Origin of the sequence: Shewanella pneumatophori (assembly GCF_023283895.1) — a bacterium.
In the GTDB taxonomy this organism is placed as follows: domain Bacteria; phylum Pseudomonadota; class Gammaproteobacteria; order Enterobacterales; family Shewanellaceae; genus Shewanella; species Shewanella pneumatophori.
The window spans coordinates 1-21,682 of record NZ_JAKILB010000015.1 but is presented as its reverse complement, the minus strand read 5'-3'; the positions used below and the strand labels follow the sequence as shown (position 1 = coordinate 21,682).

Genomic DNA, 21,682 nt, shown 5'->3' with positions numbered 1-21,682 from the left:
TAATAGGCCCAAATTGTAGCTTTAAAATGAGTGCACATTGCCATAGTCATGGCCATTATCACCATTTGGATGTAACAACTGACTGATCACTTCTTGTTGAGCCACCAGCAACTTACCATTAGCCTCATTGACTTGCTGGCTTTCTTTTACGGTTTGCAGCAAGTTTTGCCATAGGTTAGCCACTTGAGCTGATGAGGCTGGCGGCATTTTACTAATTAAACTCTGCATCCCGCTGGCGTTACCAGCAAAGCCTAATGACTCCAACATTTGCCGACGCTGATTAGCCTTCAACATCAAATCGTCGCAAAGTTCAGTTTGCAGCTTGTTATGTATATTTAAGCCACGGTTATCGCGGCATTGCATCAATTCACGCTGACGATGCAATAGCTTTTTTAGCTGTTTATAACTTTCAGTATCTTGCTTAATACCGCGCACTATCGCCTGTACTAATTCACGCTTAGTCGGTACAGGGTTATCCATGTTGCTGAACCATAGTTTCAGCTAATTGCTCAAGATCCAGCTTAAAACTACCATCAATTAATGACTGACGCACTTGTGCAACTTTGCTCAAATCAAAATCAGGTAACTGCTCTAATTGAGGTTGTGCAGCTTCAATCAAACGACAATCATCACTGACTTCTTGCTGTGGCAGCATAGCTGGTACTGGCGCATCAGCAACCTGAGTCACTGGAGTTTTATTTTTACTCGTCGCCAATTCAGTATGGATTGTGCTGTTTAACTTACTTATTTCCATATCGGTTATCTCAAATTCGCCCACTAACCCATTAAAGCGACACTTTGGCTTTAATCTGAAATAACCAGATAATTAAATTATGCCTTTAAAACTTAGTCGCCACCCGTCCCGGAGCTAAAGGGTAAGCCACAATAACCTTGCCTGAACTTAGGTTTCTAACCCTAATTGCTTGCCCCTCTCCACCCGCTTCGAGGGCCTCGCCTTGCATATTGGCATAAAAACCATTGCTACTTGCCTCAATTATCACTCGGTCACCAATATTAACCCATTGTGGTGAACTTAATTGCACCACCTTAATCGCTTTATAACGGCGAATTTTGCGTAAAACCTGCTGACCAATAATCTGTTGCGACTGAGTAACTAAATCTCTATCACTCATACCTAATTGAACGCTGCGCCACTCAATATCTGCAGCACTAATAACTGCACCACGCTTTAGCACTCGATTAGCCACTGGAATTGTCGCAGTGACATCAACGGATGCACGCACATATAGATTCCAGCCTTGGTCACTACAACTGACTTTGCGTTGCACATTGCCAATCGGCAACCCACCGGCACTATCAAATGTTAATTGAGACTGGCACAAAGGCAGACGTTTTGCGCCTGATGGCACCTTAATTTGTAGCTTGAAATCGAGTTGTTTTAACCCTGCCTGCTGTTGCCATTGCTGCATCTCACTGTGCAATAACTGCTGCATTGCCAGTTCGATTTGTTGCTCGGTTTCATTGACAGTTTTCGCGACACTTTGCAGCGGAAACAAACAGGAAATAGCGAGGAGGAAGTAGGAAATGCAGATTCCGTTAGCCGAAGCATATTTAGAGCAAACCATTGAAAATCCTAAGCTAATAATACTGGCACACTAATTGATTGTTCATGCAGCAATAAATTTGGACATACCATACTAGGAGTCGTAATGGCTATCAACCTTGATGCCGCATTAGGCATTCATCCACACACTTTAGACTTTCGCGTTGAACGCAGCAAAGTCTTGGCCGGTAACTTAGCCAATGCCGAAACTCCTGGCTATAAAGCTCGTGATCTCGACTTTAAAAATGTGATGTTGCAGATCAATGCAGGTATGTCTCCAGACCGTAATTTTCAAGCAAGTTACCGCGTGCCTTACCAAACATCAGCCGATCAAAACACGGTTGAGCTTGGCAAAGAGCAAGCACGATATTCACAAAACGCTATGGATTACCAAACTAGCCTGACTTTTCTCAATATGAAAATTTCAGGTTTACGCACAGCAATCGAAGGTCAGTAAGCCACTATGTCATTTGCAGAAATCTATCAAATTGCCGGTGCGGGCATGAACGCCCAAACCATACGCTTAAACACTGTAGCCAGTAACCTAGCAAATGCTGGTGCAGCAGCCGAAACACCTGACGAAGCCTTTCGTGCACTCAAACCTGTGTTTTCGACGATTTACCAACAAACTCAAGACGGTCAAGTCGCTGGAGCTCACGTTGAAGTCGCAGCGATTGTGCAATCTGATGCGCCACTCGACCTACGTTACGAGCCAGATCATCCCTACGCAGACGAACAAGGCTATGTCGCCTATTCCAACGTGAATACCGTAGAAGAAATGGCCGATATGATGGCTGCTAGCCGTTCATTTGAAACCAATGTGGAAATCATGAATCGAGCCCGCTCAATGCAGCAAGGCTTACTGCAACTAGGAGCGAAATAATGAACGTCACTAGCGCCAGCAATAGCAACACTAACCCAACCGACGCCATTGTTAATTCTCCGGGTAACGACGCAGCCTCAATCAAAAATGAATTTATGACCTTGATGATTGCGCAGATCCAAAACCAAGACCCAACTAACCCTGTTGATGGTACAGAGTATGTCACTCAGCTAGCGCAATTCTCTCAAGTAGAAAGCTTAGAGCAAATGCGTGCTAACCAATCAACCCAAATGGTGATCATGGAAAACCTTGGCATAGTGCAATCAGCGCAGCTAGTAGGTAAAGACGCCATGGTTCCCGCTTCTGAATTTAGCATCGATGGTGAGCCATTAGAGGGCAAAGTGTTCTTAAGCAATGCCGTTGAAGAGCTCAATATCGATATCGTCGATGCTAATGGCGACATCGTACACACCTTAAATTTAGGCGCGCAGGAGGTCGGTGATACTGCGTTTACTGTCGATCCTGAAGCATTAGAACTTCCTGCTGGTGAATACAGCATTGTGGCTAACACTACCGCAGGCGATGTCACCAAAAAAGCAGACACTTTTGTAAAAGCTGAAATCGAAAAAATTCATTTTATCAGCGCATCAGGAATGATGATGGCTGAACTGGGTAATGGCCTTGGCACTATCTCTGTGCTGGAAATCTCTGAAGTTTCATAACTAAATTATCAAGGGCTCAATCTATGTCGTTCAATATTGCGTTAAGTGGCTTACAAGCAACTACACAAGATCTAAACACTATCAGTAATAACATCGCTAACTCTTCAACCGTAGGTTTTCGCGGTGGTCGTAGTGAGTTTTCTGCCATCTATAACGGCGGCCAAGCAGGCGGTGTAAACGTAATGTCCACCAGCCAAAACTTCAGTAGCAGTGGCAGCTTAACTTACACTGGTCGCCAGCTGGATATGGGCATTCAAGGGGAAGGATTTTTTGTATTAAGTGCACAAGACGGCACCACAACATACGCTCGTGCAGGTATGTTCAACCAAGATGCAAACGGCTTTGTTACTGATCCTGCTGGCAATCGTCTTCAAGGTTACTCGGTAAGCGCAGCAGGAAATCTGCAAACGGGTAATGTTACTGATCTACAAGTTCAAGCAGGTGCATTACCAGCAAAAGCCACCACAGATATTGGCCTAGTCTCAAACCTAGACGCCCGCGTTGATGTTATCGACCCAGCTGTTACGCCTTTTGATGCCGATGATGCCTCTACCTACCACTCATCAAGCACAGTTACCGCTTATGACTCTCTAGGTAAAGAGCACGCCCTAACCCAATACTACGTTAAAACTGACGATAATAAATGGTCTGTGCACTACATGATGGGCGACACTGATGTCACCCCAACTGGCGGTCATCAATTGGAGTTTAACTCTGACGGTATGCTTATCAGTGGTGCAGACCTAGCGCTAAATATTAGCGACCCAAATATTGTTGGTGGCGCATCTAATCTAAATCTGAGTTTAAGTTACGACAAAAGCACCCAATACGCTTCTGATTATAACAACTCAAGCTTAAGTCAAAATGGTTACACCTCAGGTGAACTAAACGGTATTCGTTTAGATGAAAGCGGCATGCTCTACGGCACTTACACTAACGGCCAAGAGCAGTTACAGGGCCAGGTTGTACTTGCAGACTTTAATAACCCTAATGGCCTGACCCCAATCAGCAATAATGCTTGGACTGCTACCAACGCCGCAGGTCAGCCAATTATCGGCACACCTTCAACTGGCACATTAGGTGCAATCGCTGGCGGCTACCTTGAAGGTTCAAACGTTGATACCACTGCAGAAATGGTCAACTTGATGACAGCCCAGCGCAACTATCAGTCCAACGCCAAAGTGTTAGACGCTAACTCAACTATGCAGCAAGCTCTGCTGAACGTGATTTAGGCCTAAACCATGGACAGAATGATTTATACCGCCGCTAAAGGCGCTGCAAGGGTGATGGAAGCGCAAGCTATTCGCGCTAACAACCTCGCCAATGCGGATACCACCGGCTTTAAAGCAGACTTAGAGCGTGTTAATGCCATGACAGTGGCTGCAACCGGTAACAGCTTGCAAACACGCGTATTAGCGCAAACTCAAAGCAGTGGTTTTAACCAGCAAAGCGGTGCAATGAACCCTACAGGCAGAACATTAGATCTTGCGATTAATGATGCAGGTCTATTTGCAGTAATGACCGAAAACGGTGAAGGCTATACCCGCTCAGGTGCAATCCAACCCGATGAAAATGGTCAGCTAACACTTGATGGTCGCCCTGTTGTTGGCGTTGATGGCCCTATCGTATTACCTGAATACCGTGAGCTTTTTGTTGGTGAAGATGGCCGCTTAAGCATAGTGGCCGATGAAGGTGGGGTTATTGAAGAGATTGGTCAGCTCAAGTTGGTCAATCCTGATATTAACGACATGAGCAAAGGATTAGACGGTTTGCTTTACGCCCAAGACCGTCAACCTCTGCCAGCTAATGATCAAGTATCTGTTAGCAGCGGTTTTCTTGAAGCCAGCAATGTACAAGCCGTTGGTGAACTTATCGCAGCGATGGATCTAAGTCGCCAGTTTGAAGTGCAAGTAAAACTGATGAAAAGCGCAGAGAAGCTCGCCGAAGCAGGTAACCGCCTGTTACGCGACGCATAATCTCAGTTTTTGAAGCCTATTTTTTAAGGAACTACTGCAATGCAATCAGCTTTATGGGTAAGTAAAACCGGTTTAACCGCCCAAGACACCAAAATGACGACCATTGCCAACAACTTGGCAAACGTAAATACCACAGGCTTTAAGCGCGACCGAGTCGCATTTAACGATCTGTTTTATCAAGTACAGCGCCAACCTGGTGGCCAGGTTGATGAGCAAAATGAACTACCGTCAGGTTTACAACTTGGTACAGGTACTCGGGTTGTTGGCACGCAAAAGGTATTCACTTCAGGCGATGTGCTTACCACCAACCAACAGCTTGATTTGGCAATTGAAGGCCAAGGTTTTTTCCAAATTGAAGAAGCCAATGGCGAGATTAGCTTTTCACGTGATGGCCAATTTTACCGTGACAGCGAAGGCTTAATGGTAACCTCTCAAGGTTTACCTTTAGTACCAAATATCGAGATCCCGGAAGATGCACTTACGGTAACTATCGCTAGCGACGGCTTAGTATCTGCACAAATGGCTGGCCAAGCTGATGCACAAGAGTTAGGTCAAATCACCTTAGTAAACTTTACCAACCCAGCTGGCTTAGAGGCCCGAGGCAATAACCTGTACCGTGAAACAGGTGCATCAGGCGCTGCTGTTGAAGGTATTGCCGGCGACCAAGCTTTAGGCCAAATTCGCCAAGGTGCACTTGAAGGTGCAAACGTTAACGTGGTGGAAGAGATGGTAGAGATGATCTCAACTCAACGCGCTTACGAAATGAATGCCAAGGTCGTATCGGCATCAGACGACATGCTTAAGTTCTTAAACCAAGCGCTGTAATCAGCGCTTTATCAATTCACAAATGATGATATTAAACATAGGAGCCGCTATGCGATTAATCTGGTTAAGCTTGGCAACGGTATGGTTACTGTCTGGCTGCGTTGCACATATTCCAGAAGCCGATACCGCACCGGGTAAGCCTGAGTGGGCTCCACCAGAAATCGATTACAGCCTGCCGCCAGCGCAAAATGGCAGCGTGTATCGCCCTGGTTTTATGCTAACGCTATTTAAAGATAAACGCGCATTTCGTGAAGGCGATATTCTCACTGTAGCCCTTGATGAAAAAACCTATTCTAGTAAGCGTGCTGACACCAAAACCAGTAAAACTGGCGGCATGTCTATTGATGGCCAAGCAACTACTGGCAGCAATGCAATTAGTGGAAATGGTGAAGCAAACATGGGGCGCTCTTTCAATGGCACAGGCTCTAGTACCCAACAAAACCAGCTATCAGGCTCTATCACAGTAACCGTTGCAAAGGTTTTACCAAACGGCGCCCTATTGATCCGCGGTGAAAAATGGCTGCGCCTTAACCAAGGTGATGAATACTTACGTCTACTCGGGCTGATCCGTGCTGATGACATTGGCAACGACAACACCATTTCAAGCCAACGTATTGCCGATGCACGGATTATTTACGGTGGCCAAGGAGCGATCTCCGACAGCAACCGTATGGGTTGGGCGGCGCGATACTTTAATAGCCCTTGGTTTCCATTGTGATAAGCCAATTACGTGTAACAAAGTCAGGATTGTGTGAATGAAAAAAATTGCCATGTTTGTGGCCAGTATGCTGCTCAGCCTAGCACCTTTACTTCCAGCTCAGGCACAAGTGCAACATAGATATTTAATGGACATTGTCGATGTACAAGGGATCCGAGATAACCAGCTCGTCGGTTACGGTTTAGTCGTGGGTCTAGACGGCACAGGTGACCGCACTCAAGTGCGTTTTACTAGCCAGTCTATCGTTAACATGCTTAAGCAATTTGGTGTCCAAATTGACGATAAAACCGATCCCAAACTGAAGAACGTTGCCGCCGTTGCAGTGCATGCTACCGTGCCACCATTAGCTAGCCCTGGGCAAACACTCAACATTACCGTGTCATCTTTAGGTGATGCCAAAAGCTTACGTGGCGGCACACTGTTAATGACTCCGATGCGAGCTGTTGATGGTGAAATCTATGCTGTTGCTCAAGGTAACTTGGTCGTTGGCGGTGTATCTGCGCAAGGCCGCAATGGTAGCTCTGTTACCATCAATGTGCCGACGGTAGGTAATATCCCTAATGGCGCACTACTCGAAGCGCCTATGAACAGTGATTTTAATGACAACGAAAACATCGTACTCAATCTTATCGACCCAAGCTTTAAAACCGCCCGCAATATCGAGCGTGCCGTCAACGAGCTATTTGGCCCAGACGTCGCAACCGCAGATAGCAGCGCTAAAGTCATAGTTCGCGCTCCTAAATCAAACCGTGAACGCGTGACGTTTATGTCGATGCTCGAAGAGCTGCAAATAGAGCAAGGCCGCAAAACGCCGCGCGTAGTATTTAACAGTCGCACTGGCACCGTTGTCATGGGCGGTGATGTGGTTGTACGTAAAGCAGCTGTTAGCCATGGCAATTTAACAGTCACGATTGTTGAGCAAGAGTCTGTCAGCCAACCAAATGGTGCCTATCTTGGCCAAGCACAAGGTGAAACAGTAGTTACTACAGATAGCCAAATTGATATCGATACAGGCAACGGTCATATGTTTGTTTGGCCCGAAGGCATAGCACTAAATGACATCGTTCGTGCAGTCAACAGCCTTGGCGCATCACCAATGGATCTAATGGCGATATTACAAGCCTTAAATGAAGCCGGTGCACTTGAAGCTGAATTGGTGGTGATCTAATGAAAATCGACAATAACCATAGCTACTTAAACCAACTTGATGCTGGCGACTTAATTAAAGCCAACGGCGAGCACGGTGCACTTAAACTCGTTAGCCAACAATTTGAAGCTCAGTTTTTACAAACCGTACTAAAACAGATGCGCTCTGCCTCAGATGTAATGGCGGATAAAGACAGCCCGCTATCTTCACAAAATGATGGCATGTACCGCGATTGGCATGATGCAGAGCTAGCGGGCCGTTTAAGTCAGATGCAAAGCACTGGGTTAGCCGATGTGATGACCAAACAATTATCGGCCGGGCTTAAGTCTGCCCCCGAGACGGTCGCCTCTAATAGTCAACCAAACAATGGGCCGACAACTCACGCAATGCAGCCTGCTTTGATATTGCCCTTTATAAACAAATTACCTGAGTAAACGGTGTTTTACATCACCACTTACTTTACAGATAAGGATTCACAATGAGCATGCTTAATATTGGTATGTCAGGGCTTAATGCCAGTATGGCAGCCTTAACCGTTACCTCTAATAACCTCGCGAGCGCTATGGTGCCGGGTTATTCACGGCAACATGCCATGCTCAGCTCTGTGGGTAATGGTATTTATGGCAGCGGCTCTGGGGCAATGGTTGATGGTGTACGCCGTATTTCAGACCAATATGAAGTGGCTCAACTGTGGAATACCACCAGCAATGTTAGCTTTACTAAAACCCAAGCCAGTTACTATGGCCAGGTAGAACAGATATTTGGCTCAGAAGGCAATAATATTTCCGCAGGGTTAGATCAACTGTTTGCTTCGCTAAACTCTGCCATGGAGCAGCCTAACGAGATCGCACATCGCCAAGGTTTTTTAAATGAAGCTAAGGCGATAACTCAACGTTTTAACTCGATTAGTGAAGGTCTAAATGCACAAGTTTCGCAAATCGAAGGGCAAATTCATGCGTCAGCCAAAGAAATAAATGCCCAACTCGCAACCATTGCCAGCTTTAATGCTGATATTCAAACCGCTAAAGCTAGCGGCAATGTGCCATTGGCATTACTTGATGCTCGCGATGCAGCAGTCGATGACCTGTCGAAAATTATTGATGTCAACGTGGTTGAAGATGCCAACGGCATGCTAAATATCTCTCTTGCTCAAGGTCAGCCATTACTTGCTGGCACAACAGCTTCAAAGATTAATGTTAATCCTGATCCCGCCTCCCCTCGATTTAGCCAAGTGAGCATTCAATTTGGCGAGTCTAGTTTTCCGCTGGATGAAACCGCTGGCGGCAGCTTGGGCGCATTAATTGATTACCGCGATCACAGCATGCTTGACTCACTTGCGTTTATTGATGAGCTCGCCATGACCATGGCTGATGAATTTAATAACGTACTTGGCGCTGGTACAGACTTAAATGGTAATACACCTAGTCAGCAGCTATTTAGTTACGATCCGACCAATCCAGCTGGCAGCTTAACTATTACAGCTGGCTTTAGTGCCGACATGCTGGCATTCGGTAAAGATGGTACCCCTGGCGACAACAGCAACTTAAAAGATCTAGTTGAACTGGCCAATAAAAACTTTTCATTCAGCTCTATGGGTGTCGATGCAACCATGGGGGACGCCTTTGCTAGTAAAATAGGTGAGCTGGGCTCAGCCTCACGCCAAGCACAAATGAGTAAAGACACAGCTGAAAAGTTGCAAATTGAAGCGCAAACACAATGGGCGAGCACCAGCGGAGTAAATATTGACGAAGAAGGTGCGAACCTCATTATGTATCAGCAAGCATACCAAGCAAACGCCAAAGTGATTGCCACAGCTGACCAACTATTCCAAACTATTTTGAACAGTATTTAAGGACATTTGTATGCGCGTTAGTATGATGAACCTCTACAGCAATAACCTACACAGCCTACAAAAATCGACCTTTGATATTTCTAAACTCAATGAAATGATGTCGACAGGTAAATCTATTTTACGCCCGTCAGATGATCCTATTGGGTCAGTTAAAGTTATTGGTAGTCAGCGAGATATGGCTGCAACGAACCAATACTTAGACAATACAGAGTCACTTTCTACTAGTTTTAGTCGTGCCGAAACCTATATGTCGAGCATGGTAGAGCTACAAGGTCGTATGCGAGAAATCTCGGTTTCAGCAAATAATGGTAGTTTGTCGCCAGAAGATAGAGCGGCCTATGCAGCTGAGATGAATGAGCTGCTAGAGACTTTTGTCGATACAGTTAACGCCAAAGATGAGGCTGGTAATTATTTATTTTCCGGCAATAAAACAGATACTGCGCCTATTGGCCAAGACGCTAATGGCAATTATGTCTACCAAGGTGATACCAGCACCCGAGAAGTACAAACATCTACGTCATCTTGGATGACCGCTAATAGCACAGCGGCAGACTTTCTTTTCTCAAACGGCAGTGCAGATATTCTAAATCAAACCAAAGACTTTATTGCAGTACTTGAAGATCCAACATTAGCACCAGGTGACAATGCTTTTGACCAAGTTGCGATTGATATGCAAACCAGCTTAGATGACAGCCTTAATAGTATAAGCTCTGCGATTACAGATATTGGTGGTAAACAAAACACCTTGAGTTTAGTGCAAGCTTCCCATGAAGAACGCGTGCTATTTAATAAAGAAGTGATTGGTGAAACGGAAGGCTTAGATTATGCCCAAGCCACTGCTGAGTTTAATGTTAAGCTCACGGCATTAAAGGTTACTCAGCAAACTTTTGTTCAAGTTTCGCAACTATCTTTGTTTAATCATATTTAAATCTAACTTAAAGACAAATCAATGCTAAACGGGATTTCAGACTCACTTCATGTTCAGCAGCGCAACCCCAGTGTTGCGCCTACGGCGGCTGTCCAAGCGGTAGCGCAAACACACAATAATACCCAAGCTGCGAGCATCCCCAGTCATAGATTAGAAAGCTACACCAAATGGGCAAAGGTAACCCAAGGCCAGCATAAAGTCAGTGCGCAGCAAGTTGCTGAGCAAGGGCTTAAACAAGTTAAAACACTGCTGGCGCAACTTCAGCACCAAGGGCAACAGGCATTAACTGCAAGCAACAATAATCATGATGCCCTAGAGCGCACGCAACAACGATTAGCTCAACTAGATATTAGCTATTTAGGCCAACCACTCGTTGATCACCAACTCAATTTAATTTCAACTCAACGACCAGCGTCCAAGCATAGCTTTAGTTTAAAATCTGTTGAGCTAACCACAGTAAAACCTCGCGACGAACTAATCCAAGTACAACTAGGTAAAGACTCAACTCAAGTATTATTACCTGCCAATACCCAGCCCCACGAACTCGCTAATCAACTAAAAAGTGCCTTCGCTAAACTGGATATTGAGATACAACACTCAGCTGATAATCGCTTATTATTTAAAGCGAATGCTCAGCAATGGCAGCAGGTTCAACACGGACTATTGATGACCGGACAAGGTCAGCGCTTACCAGCGGGTGATGCCAGAACCATAAAAGTACAGCCACAACTCAACTGGCAAGATCCACAGGAATGGCGCTTTAATAGCCGAGACAATATCAAACAGTCTTTAGCCAAAGTGGCAAAGTCAGCCCATAAAGTTGATGCTCAATTACGTGAGCTACAAACAAGCCAGCAGCATATTCAGCAACAATTGCAAAAAGCCAGTCAGGTAAAAGATGCCGCGCTCAATGTAGAATCCACGCTTGAAGCATTATCAACGCTTATGCAGCCGTCACCATTTAAATTGAAAATAAACTCATTGATGGCGCAAGCTAATCTTACTCGCCCGCAAGTATCTTCTTTATTAGAGTAGTTATACGAATTTAATGGCGTCAGCAGGACTTATGACGCCATAATTTATGAGTATTAATTGGCTTTGCTTAACAAGGTCAAAATCGCCGCTAATTCATCAAACTTTGCCTGCGCCAATATCTCTGTCACGTACTGACTGTAATTAGCTTTGTGCTGACGGTTGGTATGATAAACCTGAAAACACATAATAATATCGTGCTCAGATAATCCTTGTTTACTTGCAGCTATTACCGCTAGATAGCAACGCAGCATAAACAGATCTAACAGCATGACTCTAAAGGCTTCCGAGGGACTTAACGCATCGACCTGCGGAAACTGCATGTGATAGAGGTAATAGCATAGATAACGGCTAAATAGCTGTGGATGACCTAATAAAGCAGGTAATGCAGACTCTTTCCAGGCCTGATTAATACTCGCCATACTAATGTTTTGTTTATCATCAGCTAAAGCACATATCGCCTGATTGATTTGCTCAAATCGACTGCGGCCACGTCTCACCTTATTAGTATTTAGCCATAATTGAATCGAGGTAAAAGCGTGCATTTGATGAATATCGGTATCTTGATTAAAGCCGTCGAAATGCTGCTTTAGCTGCCCATTATCACTTAAAGTTAGCAACTGCTGGAACATATTATCAAGCGCACTACTATCAAGCTCCCCAGCTGCCACTTTATCGGCGGTTTTCATCAAGATCCCAATAGCAGTTAACCCATGTTCTAAAGGTTGTTCAGGTTTTAACAATAGTTGAATCGAGTAGTCATAGGCCTTTTGCGCCCATAACGGCGTAGCCTTGAAAGAGCGATGATGATTGATGGTCAGACGCTCTAAGCGAAAAGCATCATCTTTAAATAGAATATGGCGTGCAGCTTCGGGGCACGATAACGACAGACTCTCATAGCGGTCACCACCGCGCATATGCGCCATTCTCGGGTAAGTCTTACAGGTATCACTCAATAGTGACTCACCTGCTTTAGCATGTATTTGGCATAGATTATTGGCATCTAAAAAGCCACAAGCGCCGTTATCACCTAAAACCGCCTGCGCCCAAACCCCATCACTTTTCTTTACTTTTTTAAGTGCCGTTTTGGCTAACTCTTTAAGCTCACTATGAGCTAAGGTTTTTTTATAGCTTTGCTTATCAATATGAATATTCCAGCCATAACAGCAACTATCCTCACATTCTCCGCCAATACAACTAAAGTGAGAAACAAACTGAGGTCTAACAAGTAAATGCTTCATTGTGGTTCGCTTTTTTCAGCCTAAATATGCCTAGTTAAAGCGACCAAAGTGATGATTTCCTAAAACATTACTTATGATGTAAAAATAAATTTAAAAATATATTTCCATAAAATTCATGATGTTAAGCTCTAATTTTGAAGTAATTTACCGGTCTGCTTTCAGTTTCCAATTCCGCTGTCGTTTTAAGTTTATAGACAACAAATTACCCGTTAAAACTCAAAGGAATATCCTATGTTATCTGTAATGACCAATAACGCGTCAAACATCGCTCAAAATGCTGTCACTAAAAATAACGACCTTCTTGGCAACGCTATGGAGCGCCTATCTACAGGTCTTCGTATCAACAGCGCTGCTGATGATGCTGCAGGTCTACAGATTGCGACTCGCCTAAATGCTAACGTAACAGGTATGGAAACGGCTAACCGTAACGTTTCTGACGCAACGTCAATGCTACAAACAGCAGACGGTGCACTAGACGAGCTAAACAACATTGCTTCTCGTCAAAAAGAGCTAGCGACTCAGGCAGCTAACGGCGTTAACTCAGCTGAAGACATTAAAGCGCTTGGTGCTGAATACAAAGAGCTTAACGCTGAAGCTAACCGTATTATCGACAGCACAGAATACGGTGGAAACAAACTATTCACTTCGCTAGATGCTGGTGTTGGCTTCCAAATCGGTGCCTCTAACACAGCTTCAGAGCAACTAACGGTTACCACTAAAGTTGCTGATGTTAAGGCATTATTCGTTGGTGAAATTACTGACTCAGCAACAGCTAAAGCTCAAATCGACAACGTTGATAAGATCATCGATGCAGTTGGTACAGAACGCTCTAACTTAGGTGCAAGCATCAACCGTTTAGGTCACACAGCATCTAACCTAACTAACGTTACAGAAAACACTAAAGCTGCGGCAGGCCGAATCATGGATACTGACTTTGCTGTTGAAACTGCAGCAATGACTAAAAACCAACTATTGGTTCAAGCAGGCACGAACATTCTGTCTTCTTCAAACCAAAACACTGGTTTGGTTATGGGTCTATTGGGCTAATCTTCCTCCCTACTATCCCAATATCAAAAGGAGCCTTTCGGCTCCTTTTTTATTTATCAAAAATCTCAGTAATGCTTCAGCATCCGAACGTAAATGTCGCCTTATATCAGAGATAAGTAAGTGATATTTAGAGCATATTCAATAACGGAAGTAGCACTTCCCTTTACGTCGCTACAAACGGAAAGGCGTAGGTCATTACCAATAAAACTTACTGCTCAATACATTCAAAAACAAACACTTAAATAAATGGCACAAAGGTTGCCATTCCTATGCGAATTGGAGAAATAAAATGATTTCAGGTATGGGTGGCGCCTCATTTGCCGAACAACTTATTGCCGCAGAGCGCATGGGCAAAGATCAAATATTTGAAAGCAACAAGAGCAAATATGAGTCGCAACTTGATGCCTATAAGATCCTTGAACGCAGCCTAGATAAGATGACCAGCAATCTTGAAAAGATTAATGGAGATGCGTTCGAAAGCAAAACCTCATCAATTAGCGATGACAACGCCACTATTACTGTAGATAGCGGTGCGCCTACTGGTAACTATGACTTATATGTTGAGCAACTCGCTCAAGCACACCAACTAACTAAAAACTTTGCTAGCGAAGATGCATTAATCCCAACAACTGGTGTTATCGAGATTCAGCTTGGAGCTGATGCCGCCGACACCATTAGTCTCGACATGTCAGTGCTCAACGCTGATAGTACAGCGACAGTCAAAGACCTTACCAGCATGATTAACGATCATCCAGACAACCCAGGTGTTCAAGCCTCATTAGTCAGAACCGGTGGTCAGGTAGAGCTCATGCTGTCTTCAAAAGAATCTGGTGCGGCTAATAATATTAGCGTCAACTTCAACGGCGCTGATTGGGGCATGACTGAGCGCCGCGCAGCCCAAGATGCCAAGGTAAACCTTAATGGTATCGACATCACCAGTAGCAGCAACAACTTAGCTAATGTCATTGACGGCGTTTCAATTGAATTAAATAAAACCCATGCAGTTGGCGAAAGCAGCAGTATCAACATTGTCTCTGATACCGATTCTAGCGAGCAAGCTGTTGAAGATTTTGTAGATATCTTTAATGACTTAATGGATGAGATTAACAAACTGACCCGTTCAATGGGCAGCGAAGCCTTAGACGAGCTTAATCAGGAAAACTCAGACAAAGATGATAGTAGTGATGATGAAGATGACGAGGATAAAGATGATGACTTTAACTCTTCAATCACTGAAGACCAACTCGGGGTATTAAAAGGCGACTCAAGCATAAGAATGCTGCAACAAGGTATGCGTGATGCCATTTTTGATAGTGCACCAAACGGCATGCGTTTGTCAGATATCGGCGTAGAAATGGGTCGTGATGGCAAACTCGAAATCGACTCAAGCAAACTTTCTAAAGCCCTTAAAGATGACCCTAATGCAATACAAGCGATGTTTACCGATAGTGGTAGCTATATCGATCGTCTCGACAACCTGATTGACCCTTTCACCAAGTTCCAAGGCTCGATGGATCTCAAAAAAGATAACCTCGAAAAGCAAATAGAGCGCGTTGAGACCAGCATGGATAACCATGATCGCCAAATGGAGCAAAGATACCAAATTTATCTATCGCAGTTTACCGCGATGGAAAACACCATCAACCAACTTAACTCAGCCAGCTCGCTGTTTTACTAAGGAATTCTAGCAAAATGTTAAACGAGCATGATCCATTCAACGCTTATAAGCAAACCTCTATCAATGCTAGAGCAGCAGCTGCCAATCCTCATGAAATGGTGCGTATGTTACTAGATGGGCTTTTAGAAGAGATCCAGCGAGCAGCAGGTTTTATGCAACGTAAAAGCTTTGAAGAGAAGGGCCAAAGTATCAATAAGTGCCTCAACATAGTTCATGGGCTGGATTCTATGCTCGACCTTGAAAACGGTGGTGAAGTCGCTACCAAGCTGAATCAGCTTTACGACTATTGTAGCCGCCAACTGGTCATAGCTAGCGTTGAAAACAGCACAACAGCTCTTATTCCAATTACTAAGGTCATTACTGATGTCAGATCTGGATGGGCCAATCTCAATTGAGCAGTGGCAACGATTTGAGCAAGCTTTGCAATTTCATGCTGCTGCACAAAACTGGGAAAAATTAGTCATGGTGAATCAGAAAATGACTAATGCCCTAAAAAAAGCCGGTAAACCAACATCGCGCTCGCAGTTGCTTGCGCGCCAATCTTTGGCTGCTACTCACAAAGATATTGTTTCGCAAATGCAGCAAGCACAAGAGCAACTCAAGCAAGAAATGCACAAGTTTAAATTACAACAAGATGGCTTAGCTGCTTATCAATTTACTTGTGCAAGTGCTGGAGTTAATCATGAATAACTCTGTATTAATTAATACCAGTGTCACTGCGCCTGCAGTGAATAATGGCCAAATAAAGCCATCAAACTCTATTTTGGGTATCGACAATGCTGAGCAAGAAAGCACTAACGAGTCGATGCCGTTTTCGCTAGCTTCGGCTCAAATTACACCAGTATCAACAAGCTTCAATGCTGGTGTGTATGCAACGGCGATAACCGAAAATTTATATCAGCAACCACCGATTACAAGCGCAATTAATTCAGCTATTAGTGGCAGCGTATATCATAGTGATAGCGAGCCATTAGCCGATTTAAATAACAGCCAAACGGGAGTAAGTGTTAATTTTAATGCGGTAAAAAATGATGCAACTGGCGTAATTATACCGCAAATACATCAGCAAAAAACGACTGAGAACATAAGTTCAAACATAGAAAAACACACTAAAACACCTGTTACTAACATAGGCTTTAGTGGCGATAAACCGGTGAATCAAAACTACAATCCAAGTCTAGATTTAGGCTTAGTTAAACCAGCTATTACACCAGCCTTCCCCCATGTACCAGCACTGCAAAGTCCATTTACTAACCAACTATTAGATAGCAGTAATTTGGATAATATCGAGTCAGTAACCAACCAATTATTGGTTAACAACACTCGCTCACAAGCAGCCGTTGCGCAATGGGGACCAATATCAGTCAGTCAATCGGCTCCATTACTACAGCAATCACACGACATGCTGTCACCACTTCGCGAGCAAATACGCTTTCAAATTGATCAACAAATAAAGCAAGCAGAGATCCGTCTCGACCCTCCGGAGCTAGGCAAAATTGAGCTCAATGTGCGCTTAGAAGGCGACCGTTTGCACATACAAATGCATGCGGCCAACTCAGTGGTACGTGACGCTTTATTAGCTGGCTTAGAGAGGTTACGCGGTGAGCTCGCCAATGACCATGGCGGCCAAATAGATGTTGATATTGGCCAAGGTGAGTCTTCAAAAGAGCGCCAACAACAAGATCAGCAATCCAATATACAGCTAGCGAGCCTGCATGAGCCGTTAACTTTTTCATACGAAAATCAGCAGCAAGATCAGGTTGATCTACTCGCATAACCTAGGACTATTTCATGGCATCAACTAAAAAATCAGCTAAACGATTTAGCATTTTTTGCTTACTAATGGGCTGGACAGCAGCAACATTTTGGCTAGGAACTCAATCACCACAGCTTATTGGTGGTGACTTATTTGCTTCAGAAAAAGAAGTCAAAACCGCACAGTTCTATCCGTTAGAAAAGTTTGTAATCTCAATTCCAGGTGATGAATACCCTCACTATTTACTGCTCGAGATGGCATTTAAAAGTCGATCCGCAAATGTGGCCCACACCATACAGCAAGCTGATCCAGTAATAAGAAATTCATTAATGAAGATGTTTTCTAAAAAGCATTTCAATGAATTAAACAGCTCGGAACAATTTGAGTCACTGCAAAAAGAAGCCCACAGCTTGCTATCGGTAGTTTTAGCTAATAACGATTTTGCCATCGAGCTAGACGAAGTCTTATTCACCCGTATGGTTATTCAATAAAGGTTCTTGTGATGAATACAGCCCAATCTGCTTATCAAGAAGTTAGCGAAGATACTAGCGGCCGCCGCTTATCTGAAAGCCAAGTTATGACTCAGTACTTACCTTTGGTTAAGCGCGCAGTGTCGCAGCTTAGAAGTCATTGCGGCTCGGTGTTAGCTATAGAAGATATGGAGCAGATTGGCTTAATGGCGTTACTCGAATCTGCAAGGCGTTATCCCGGTGAATACGATAATGGCTTTATTTCATTTGCAGGGCAGCGGATCCGTGGCGCCATATTAGATGAATTACGCCGCCAAGATTGGCGTCCGCGCCCTGTCAGGCAACAAGCCCATGAACTGAATGACATGGTAAGAAAATTGACCCGTCAGCTTGAACGTGAACCGAGCGACAATGAAATTGCTGACGCCATGTCACTGAGCCCAACAGAGTATCGTGAGCGGCTATACGCTTCACAATCCGAATCCATGCATAGCTTAGATGAGCTAATTAGTGATGGTCGCCACTTCATTGATAATAATGATGTTTTGGAGCAATTTTCGGCAAAAGAATATTTATTACAAGCTATTTCAAAATTAAACAAAAGAGAACAGGTGATCCTGTCGCTTTACTATCAACATGAACTTAATTTAAAAGAAATTGCCGCCACTTTAGGTCTAACAGAAACTCGAATATGCCAACTGCACAAACAAGCAGTTAAGCAACTGCACAGTATCTACCAACAGTGGGAACGGTAACTAAGTGAGATAGTATGAGCAAACTGGTTGGGCTAGTAATCATTATTTTATCGGTATTTGGCGGCTATATTTGGGCCGGAGGATCGCTAATATCTTTATGGCAACCTGCTGAAATACTGATTATTTTTGGCGCTGGTGTTGGAGCATTAATTATTGCAAACCCTAAACCAGTGCTAATAGAAATGATTGAACAACTCAAAGAAATAGTAAAAGTTGAACAAGAGGATCCTGAGCTTTATCCACAGTTGTTTGGCTTAATGGGCATGCTAATGTCTCAAATACAGGCTCAAGGCTTACGCGTACTAGATGATCACCTTGAAAACCCACGTGAAAGCTCATTATTTCTCATGTATCCAGCCGTTTTAGAGCATTCAAACGTGCTTAATTTCCTCATAGATAATCTTAGACTGCAGTCCATTGGTAAGATATCACCGCATGATTTAGAACACATTCTCGAAGAAGAAATCCACCGTATTGAAGAAGACAGAATGCGTCCTTCACACGCGCTAGCAAAAACCGCTGAGGCCATGCCAGGCTTTGGTATTTTGGCTGCGGTGATGGGGATTATTATTACCATGTCTAATATTGATGGCCCTATCACCATGATCGGCGTCAAAGTGGCAGCAGCTCTAGTCGGTACTTTTATTGGTATTTTTGCCTGTTACTGTTTATTCGACCCGCTCTCTAAAGCACTAGAACATCTTGTTGAACGTAAGTCAGCACAACTACGTTGCGTAGCAGCCGCGCTTAGCGCATTTGCTAAAGGTAAACCGCCAATGCAAGCCGTAGATGCTGGCCGCAAACAAATTCAAAGTGAAAATCGCCCAAGCTTTATTGAACTTGAACGTTGGATGGTGGAGCAAAAAAGTTAATGCTGACTAGAACAGAGCCAATTGTCATTCGCCGTAAAAAACGCGCCAAAGCGAAAGCCGGACATGGCGGCGCTTGGAAAGTTGCCTTTGCTGACTTCACTTTAGCTATGATGGCACTGTTTATGGTGTTATGGATTATGCAGATTGCCGATCAACAAGAAAGAACTATGATTGTGCAGTATCTAAATGGCGACCTATATGACAATGGCTCAATCAACCCGTTTGATTTAGGCGGCGCACCATCAATGCTTGAGTTCCAAGGCAACTTAGGGATTCAACAAGCAGTGCTTCCAGCAACTTCGACGGGTGTAGATAAAAGCGGCCCAGCAATGCATAACCGTATTCCATTTGGCGAGGAAAACGCTAAAGCGGGCAGAGGCCCAGAGTTAAATTCTTTAGTACCAGGAAAATTTGAGACTCAGGCTCAGCTAGAGTTTCTTGCTAAAGAAATTGATAGCGTAATTAGAGATGTCAGCATGGGCGCTAATGTTGAGTTACAAGTTGTCCCCCAAGGCGTTCGTATATTAATGCACGATAACGTACACCAGTTTATGTTTACCCGCGGTAGTTCAGAAATGATGCCTTATTTTGAAGACCTACTAATGGCTTTAGCTCCATTACTAAGTCGAGTCGAAAATAAAATCACTATTTCAGGCCATACAGATTCGAGCCCTTATGCAGGTAAAAGCTTTACCAACTGGGAGCTTTCAAGTAAACGCGCTCTTTTAGCGAGACGGGTACTAGAATATGGCGGCATTAATCGTAGCCAAGTCATTCAAGTGACCGGCATGGCAGACCAAGCTCCCTACATAGCCGAAGATCCTGCAGCTGCAGCAAACCGTCGTATAGAAGTTTTAGTAATGACCTCTGCCGCAGAAAACCAGCTTAAACAAATGATGGGCTTGTCTGTTGAAAATGGTGCTGCAAAAGCAGAATTGCAACAAGCTAAGCGAATTGCTGAAGCAAACCAAACTAGGGTTAGATACCCACAAGTATGGACAAACCAATAATCGCTCAGGGCGAGTTTATTACTGCAGATAAACAGCCAAATATAGAGCAAGCAGAACATGAAGACCGAGAATATGTTCGATTTAGTCTAAGACAAAGAGAACTGCAAGATATTAGCTTCGCATGTGATGGCATTACAGTATCACTTATTAAATGCCATTACTTATTCAACAAAAAAATTGGTATTGCCAACATAAAAAACATAGGCCTAGGTGGGATTGGCTTCATTAGCAGTTCAACTCTACTACCTAAACAAATTGTTGATATTTCTTTAGACGGTGAGCGATTTCAAATCCAAGTAATGCGCCTAGAGAAAATCAATCGCAAACTTAATTTTGTTGGAGCTAAGTGGACAGAAAAAGATGAAAAAAGGATAAGTTACATCACCACTAAGATTTACAATATGAGTAATTAGCTCCAACTTTAATAAATTAAAAATATTGGGTATTCCGTGACAAATAAGGAGATCACAATGCCTGCTTCATATGAGCGAAAAGGACCTGATGCCTTACAAAAGCTCTTTTTATACTTGATCATCTTTGACTGGATCATTCTGATCTACTTAATTGTTTCCATAAAAGATATGTCGTTTCAACATGGCGCAATGACTTCGGTCGCCGTAGCGGCGTTTAACCTAATCTTAGTGAATCTATGTTTTAGACGAGCACGTAGAGCAGAGGATGGCTACCAGATTTACCCTGTTATCATAGGTGCACTACTGTCCTTTGTCCTTATTGCTTACTACTTTTTCTTTTAAATTAAGTCGTCGTTAAAGATAAATAAGCTAGCATAACTTCGACTCTCTCCCTAATTGCAATAACCCCTCCAATCAATAGCTTCCTATACGCAAAGCCAACTTCTTAAGTTGGCTTAATAGCTTTTGTCACTAATCCATAATCGATTCGCGCAGCGAACACATGGGGGTGAAAGTGAGGCGCTTTGAATACGCAGTATTCAGACTCACTTGAACGCGGAGAAGCTTGCCTTCGAAGCCGGAGACAAGGCACATGGATGTGCCGAATGCCTGAAACGCATGGATGCAGTTTCAGGCCCCGCTCAGCGGCGGGGCGGCGTCGGGAGTAGGTATTGCACGTACGTGCTTAAGTAGAAAAGTCACCTAAACCGATAACGAGACATTGTTTAGGTAATCTTAATTACTTTTATGTCGCCCAAACGCAAAAAAGCCACCTTATTCAGGTGGCTTTTCTACTTAAATAGGCGCCTGGAAATGACCTACTCTCACATGGGGAGACCCCACACTACCATCG

General features: G+C 43.9%; 27 protein-coding genes. 23 read left to right on the top strand and 4 right to left on the bottom strand.

Translation table 11 applies throughout. From position 1 onward, the window contains the following. Window positions 1–21: 21 nt before the first annotated feature. From L2740_RS18180 to flgA, 3 genes are all read right to left on the bottom strand, one after another. A complete protein-coding gene (locus L2740_RS18180) occupies window positions 22–480 on the bottom strand; it encodes a flagellar protein FlgN (RefSeq protein WP_248951479.1) in 459 nt (152 codons plus the stop codon). Next, complete coding sequence (gene flgM, locus L2740_RS18175) at window positions 473–754, bottom strand: flagellar biosynthesis anti-sigma factor FlgM (RefSeq protein WP_248951478.1); 282 nt, start codon at window positions 752–754, stop codon at window positions 473–475. Before flgM ends, L2740_RS18180 begins: the two co-directional genes overlap by 8 nt. 85 nt (window positions 755–839) lie before the next feature. Further along, window positions 840–1,586: a flagellar basal body P-ring formation chaperone FlgA gene (gene flgA / locus L2740_RS18170; protein ID WP_248951477.1), complete on the bottom strand. Its 747-nt coding sequence runs from the start codon at window positions 1,584–1,586 to the stop codon at window positions 840–842. An 84-nt stretch (window positions 1,587–1,670) separates the two neighbouring features. Between flgA and L2740_RS18165 the strand changes: the two genes are divergently transcribed. Genes L2740_RS18165 through L2740_RS18110 form a run of 12 tightly spaced genes read left to right on the top strand, consistent with a single transcriptional unit; the run spans window position 1,671 to window position 11,590 of the window. Next, window positions 1,671–2,021 carry a flagellar basal body rod protein FlgB gene (locus tag L2740_RS18165; protein WP_248951476.1) on the top strand — a complete coding sequence of 117 codons (351 nt, stop codon included), beginning with the start codon at window positions 1,671–1,673 and terminating at the stop codon, window positions 2,019–2,021. Window positions 2,022–2,027: 6 nt separating this feature from the next. Then, window positions 2,028–2,447: a flagellar basal body rod protein FlgC gene (gene flgC / locus L2740_RS18160; RefSeq protein WP_248951475.1), complete on the top strand. Its 420-nt coding sequence runs from the start codon at window positions 2,028–2,030 to the stop codon at window positions 2,445–2,447. Next, entirely contained in the window at window positions 2,447–3,109 is a 663-nt protein-coding gene (locus L2740_RS18155) for a flagellar hook capping FlgD N-terminal domain-containing protein (protein ID WP_248951474.1), read from the top strand. Before flgC ends, L2740_RS18155 begins: the two co-directional genes overlap by 1 nt. A gap of 23 nt (window positions 3,110–3,132) precedes the next feature. Then, a complete protein-coding gene (gene flgE / locus L2740_RS18150; protein ID WP_248951473.1) occupies window positions 3,133–4,341 on the top strand; it encodes a flagellar hook protein FlgE in 1,209 nt (402 codons plus the stop codon). A gap of 9 nt (window positions 4,342–4,350) precedes the next feature. Next, window positions 4,351–5,085 (top strand): flagellar basal body rod protein FlgF, encoded by a 735-nt coding sequence (locus L2740_RS18145; protein WP_248951472.1) that lies wholly within the window; start codon window positions 4,351–4,353, stop codon window positions 5,083–5,085. 39 nt (window positions 5,086–5,124) lie between these two features. Next, a complete protein-coding gene (flgG, locus tag L2740_RS18140) occupies window positions 5,125–5,910 on the top strand; it encodes a flagellar basal-body rod protein FlgG (RefSeq protein ID WP_248951471.1) in 786 nt (261 codons plus the stop codon). A 49-nt stretch (window positions 5,911–5,959) separates the two neighbouring features. Next, entirely contained in the window at window positions 5,960–6,628 is a 669-nt protein-coding gene (flgH, locus tag L2740_RS18135) for a flagellar basal body L-ring protein FlgH (RefSeq protein WP_248471579.1), read from the top strand. Window positions 6,629–6,665: 37 nt separating this feature from the next. Then, window positions 6,666–7,796, top strand: a complete 1,131-nt coding sequence (locus L2740_RS18130) for a flagellar basal body P-ring protein FlgI (protein WP_275974369.1) — start codon at window positions 6,666–6,668, stop codon at window positions 7,794–7,796. Continuing rightward, entirely contained in the window at window positions 7,796–8,209 is a 414-nt protein-coding gene (locus tag L2740_RS18125) for a rod-binding protein (RefSeq protein ID WP_248471578.1), read from the top strand. Before L2740_RS18130 ends, L2740_RS18125 begins: the two co-directional genes overlap by 1 nt. A gap of 44 nt (window positions 8,210–8,253) precedes the next feature. Then, window positions 8,254–9,627 (top strand): flagellar hook-associated protein FlgK, encoded by a 1,374-nt coding sequence (gene flgK, locus L2740_RS18120; RefSeq protein WP_248951470.1) that lies wholly within the window; start codon window positions 8,254–8,256, stop codon window positions 9,625–9,627. Between the two features lie 10 nt (window positions 9,628–9,637). Further along, entirely contained in the window at window positions 9,638–10,555 is a 918-nt protein-coding gene (flgL, locus tag L2740_RS18115; RefSeq protein WP_248951469.1) for a flagellar hook-associated protein FlgL, read from the top strand. Between the two features lie 21 nt (window positions 10,556–10,576). Next, on the top strand, window positions 10,577–11,590 hold the full coding sequence (locus L2740_RS18110; protein ID WP_248951468.1) for a hypothetical protein: 1,014 nt from the start codon (window positions 10,577–10,579) through the stop codon (window positions 11,588–11,590). 53 nt (window positions 11,591–11,643) lie between these two features. Here the strand turns inward: L2740_RS18110 and fliB are convergent, their stop codons facing one another. Next, complete coding sequence (fliB, locus tag L2740_RS18105; RefSeq protein WP_248951467.1) at window positions 11,644–12,828, bottom strand: flagellin lysine-N-methylase; 1,185 nt, start codon at window positions 12,826–12,828, stop codon at window positions 11,644–11,646. A gap of 231 nt (window positions 12,829–13,059) precedes the next feature. On the opposite strand from fliB, the gene L2740_RS18100 reads away from it, so the two are divergent. From L2740_RS18100 to L2740_RS18050, 11 genes are all read left to right on the top strand, one after another. Beyond that, entirely contained in the window at window positions 13,060–13,875 is an 816-nt protein-coding gene (locus tag L2740_RS18100) for a flagellin N-terminal helical domain-containing protein (protein ID WP_248951466.1), read from the top strand. A 289-nt stretch (window positions 13,876–14,164) separates the two neighbouring features. Continuing rightward, window positions 14,165–15,553, top strand: coding sequence for a flagellar filament capping protein FliD (fliD, locus tag L2740_RS18095; RefSeq protein ID WP_248951465.1), 1,389 nt, complete (start codon window positions 14,165–14,167; stop codon window positions 15,551–15,553). 14 nt (window positions 15,554–15,567) lie between these two features. Beyond that, window positions 15,568–15,948: a flagellar export chaperone FliS gene (gene fliS, locus L2740_RS18090; protein ID WP_248951464.1), complete on the top strand. Its 381-nt coding sequence runs from the start codon at window positions 15,568–15,570 to the stop codon at window positions 15,946–15,948. Next, window positions 15,917–16,243, top strand: a complete 327-nt coding sequence (locus tag L2740_RS18085; protein WP_248951463.1) for a hypothetical protein — start codon at window positions 15,917–15,919, stop codon at window positions 16,241–16,243. The genes fliS and L2740_RS18085 overlap by 32 nt, the downstream gene beginning before the upstream one ends. Further along, complete coding sequence (locus tag L2740_RS18080; RefSeq protein WP_248951462.1) at window positions 16,236–17,330, top strand: flagellar hook-length control protein FliK; 1,095 nt, start codon at window positions 16,236–16,238, stop codon at window positions 17,328–17,330. The genes L2740_RS18085 and L2740_RS18080 overlap by 8 nt, the downstream gene beginning before the upstream one ends. Window positions 17,331–17,344: 14 nt before the next feature. Further along, window positions 17,345–17,800, top strand: a complete 456-nt coding sequence (locus L2740_RS18075; RefSeq protein ID WP_248951461.1) for a flagellar basal body-associated FliL family protein — start codon at window positions 17,345–17,347, stop codon at window positions 17,798–17,800. 11 nt (window positions 17,801–17,811) lie between these two features. Further along, window positions 17,812–18,534 carry an RNA polymerase sigma factor FliA gene (locus L2740_RS18070; protein ID WP_248951460.1) on the top strand — a complete coding sequence of 241 codons (723 nt, stop codon included), beginning with the start codon at window positions 17,812–17,814 and terminating at the stop codon, window positions 18,532–18,534. Between the two features lie 14 nt (window positions 18,535–18,548). After that, on the top strand, window positions 18,549–19,406 hold the full coding sequence (motA, locus tag L2740_RS18065) for a flagellar motor stator protein MotA (RefSeq protein WP_248471566.1): 858 nt from the start codon (window positions 18,549–18,551) through the stop codon (window positions 19,404–19,406). Then, on the top strand, window positions 19,406–20,416 hold the full coding sequence (locus L2740_RS18060; RefSeq protein WP_248951459.1) for a flagellar motor protein MotB: 1,011 nt from the start codon (window positions 19,406–19,408) through the stop codon (window positions 20,414–20,416). The genes motA and L2740_RS18060 overlap by 1 nt, the downstream gene beginning before the upstream one ends. Further along, window positions 20,401–20,829: a hypothetical protein gene (locus L2740_RS18055; RefSeq protein WP_248951458.1), complete on the top strand. Its 429-nt coding sequence runs from the start codon at window positions 20,401–20,403 to the stop codon at window positions 20,827–20,829. Before L2740_RS18060 ends, L2740_RS18055 begins: the two co-directional genes overlap by 16 nt. A 57-nt stretch (window positions 20,830–20,886) precedes the next feature. Beyond that, window positions 20,887–21,171: a hypothetical protein gene (locus L2740_RS18050; RefSeq protein ID WP_248951457.1), complete on the top strand. Its 285-nt coding sequence runs from the start codon at window positions 20,887–20,889 to the stop codon at window positions 21,169–21,171. Window positions 21,172–21,682 lie beyond the last annotated feature (511 nt).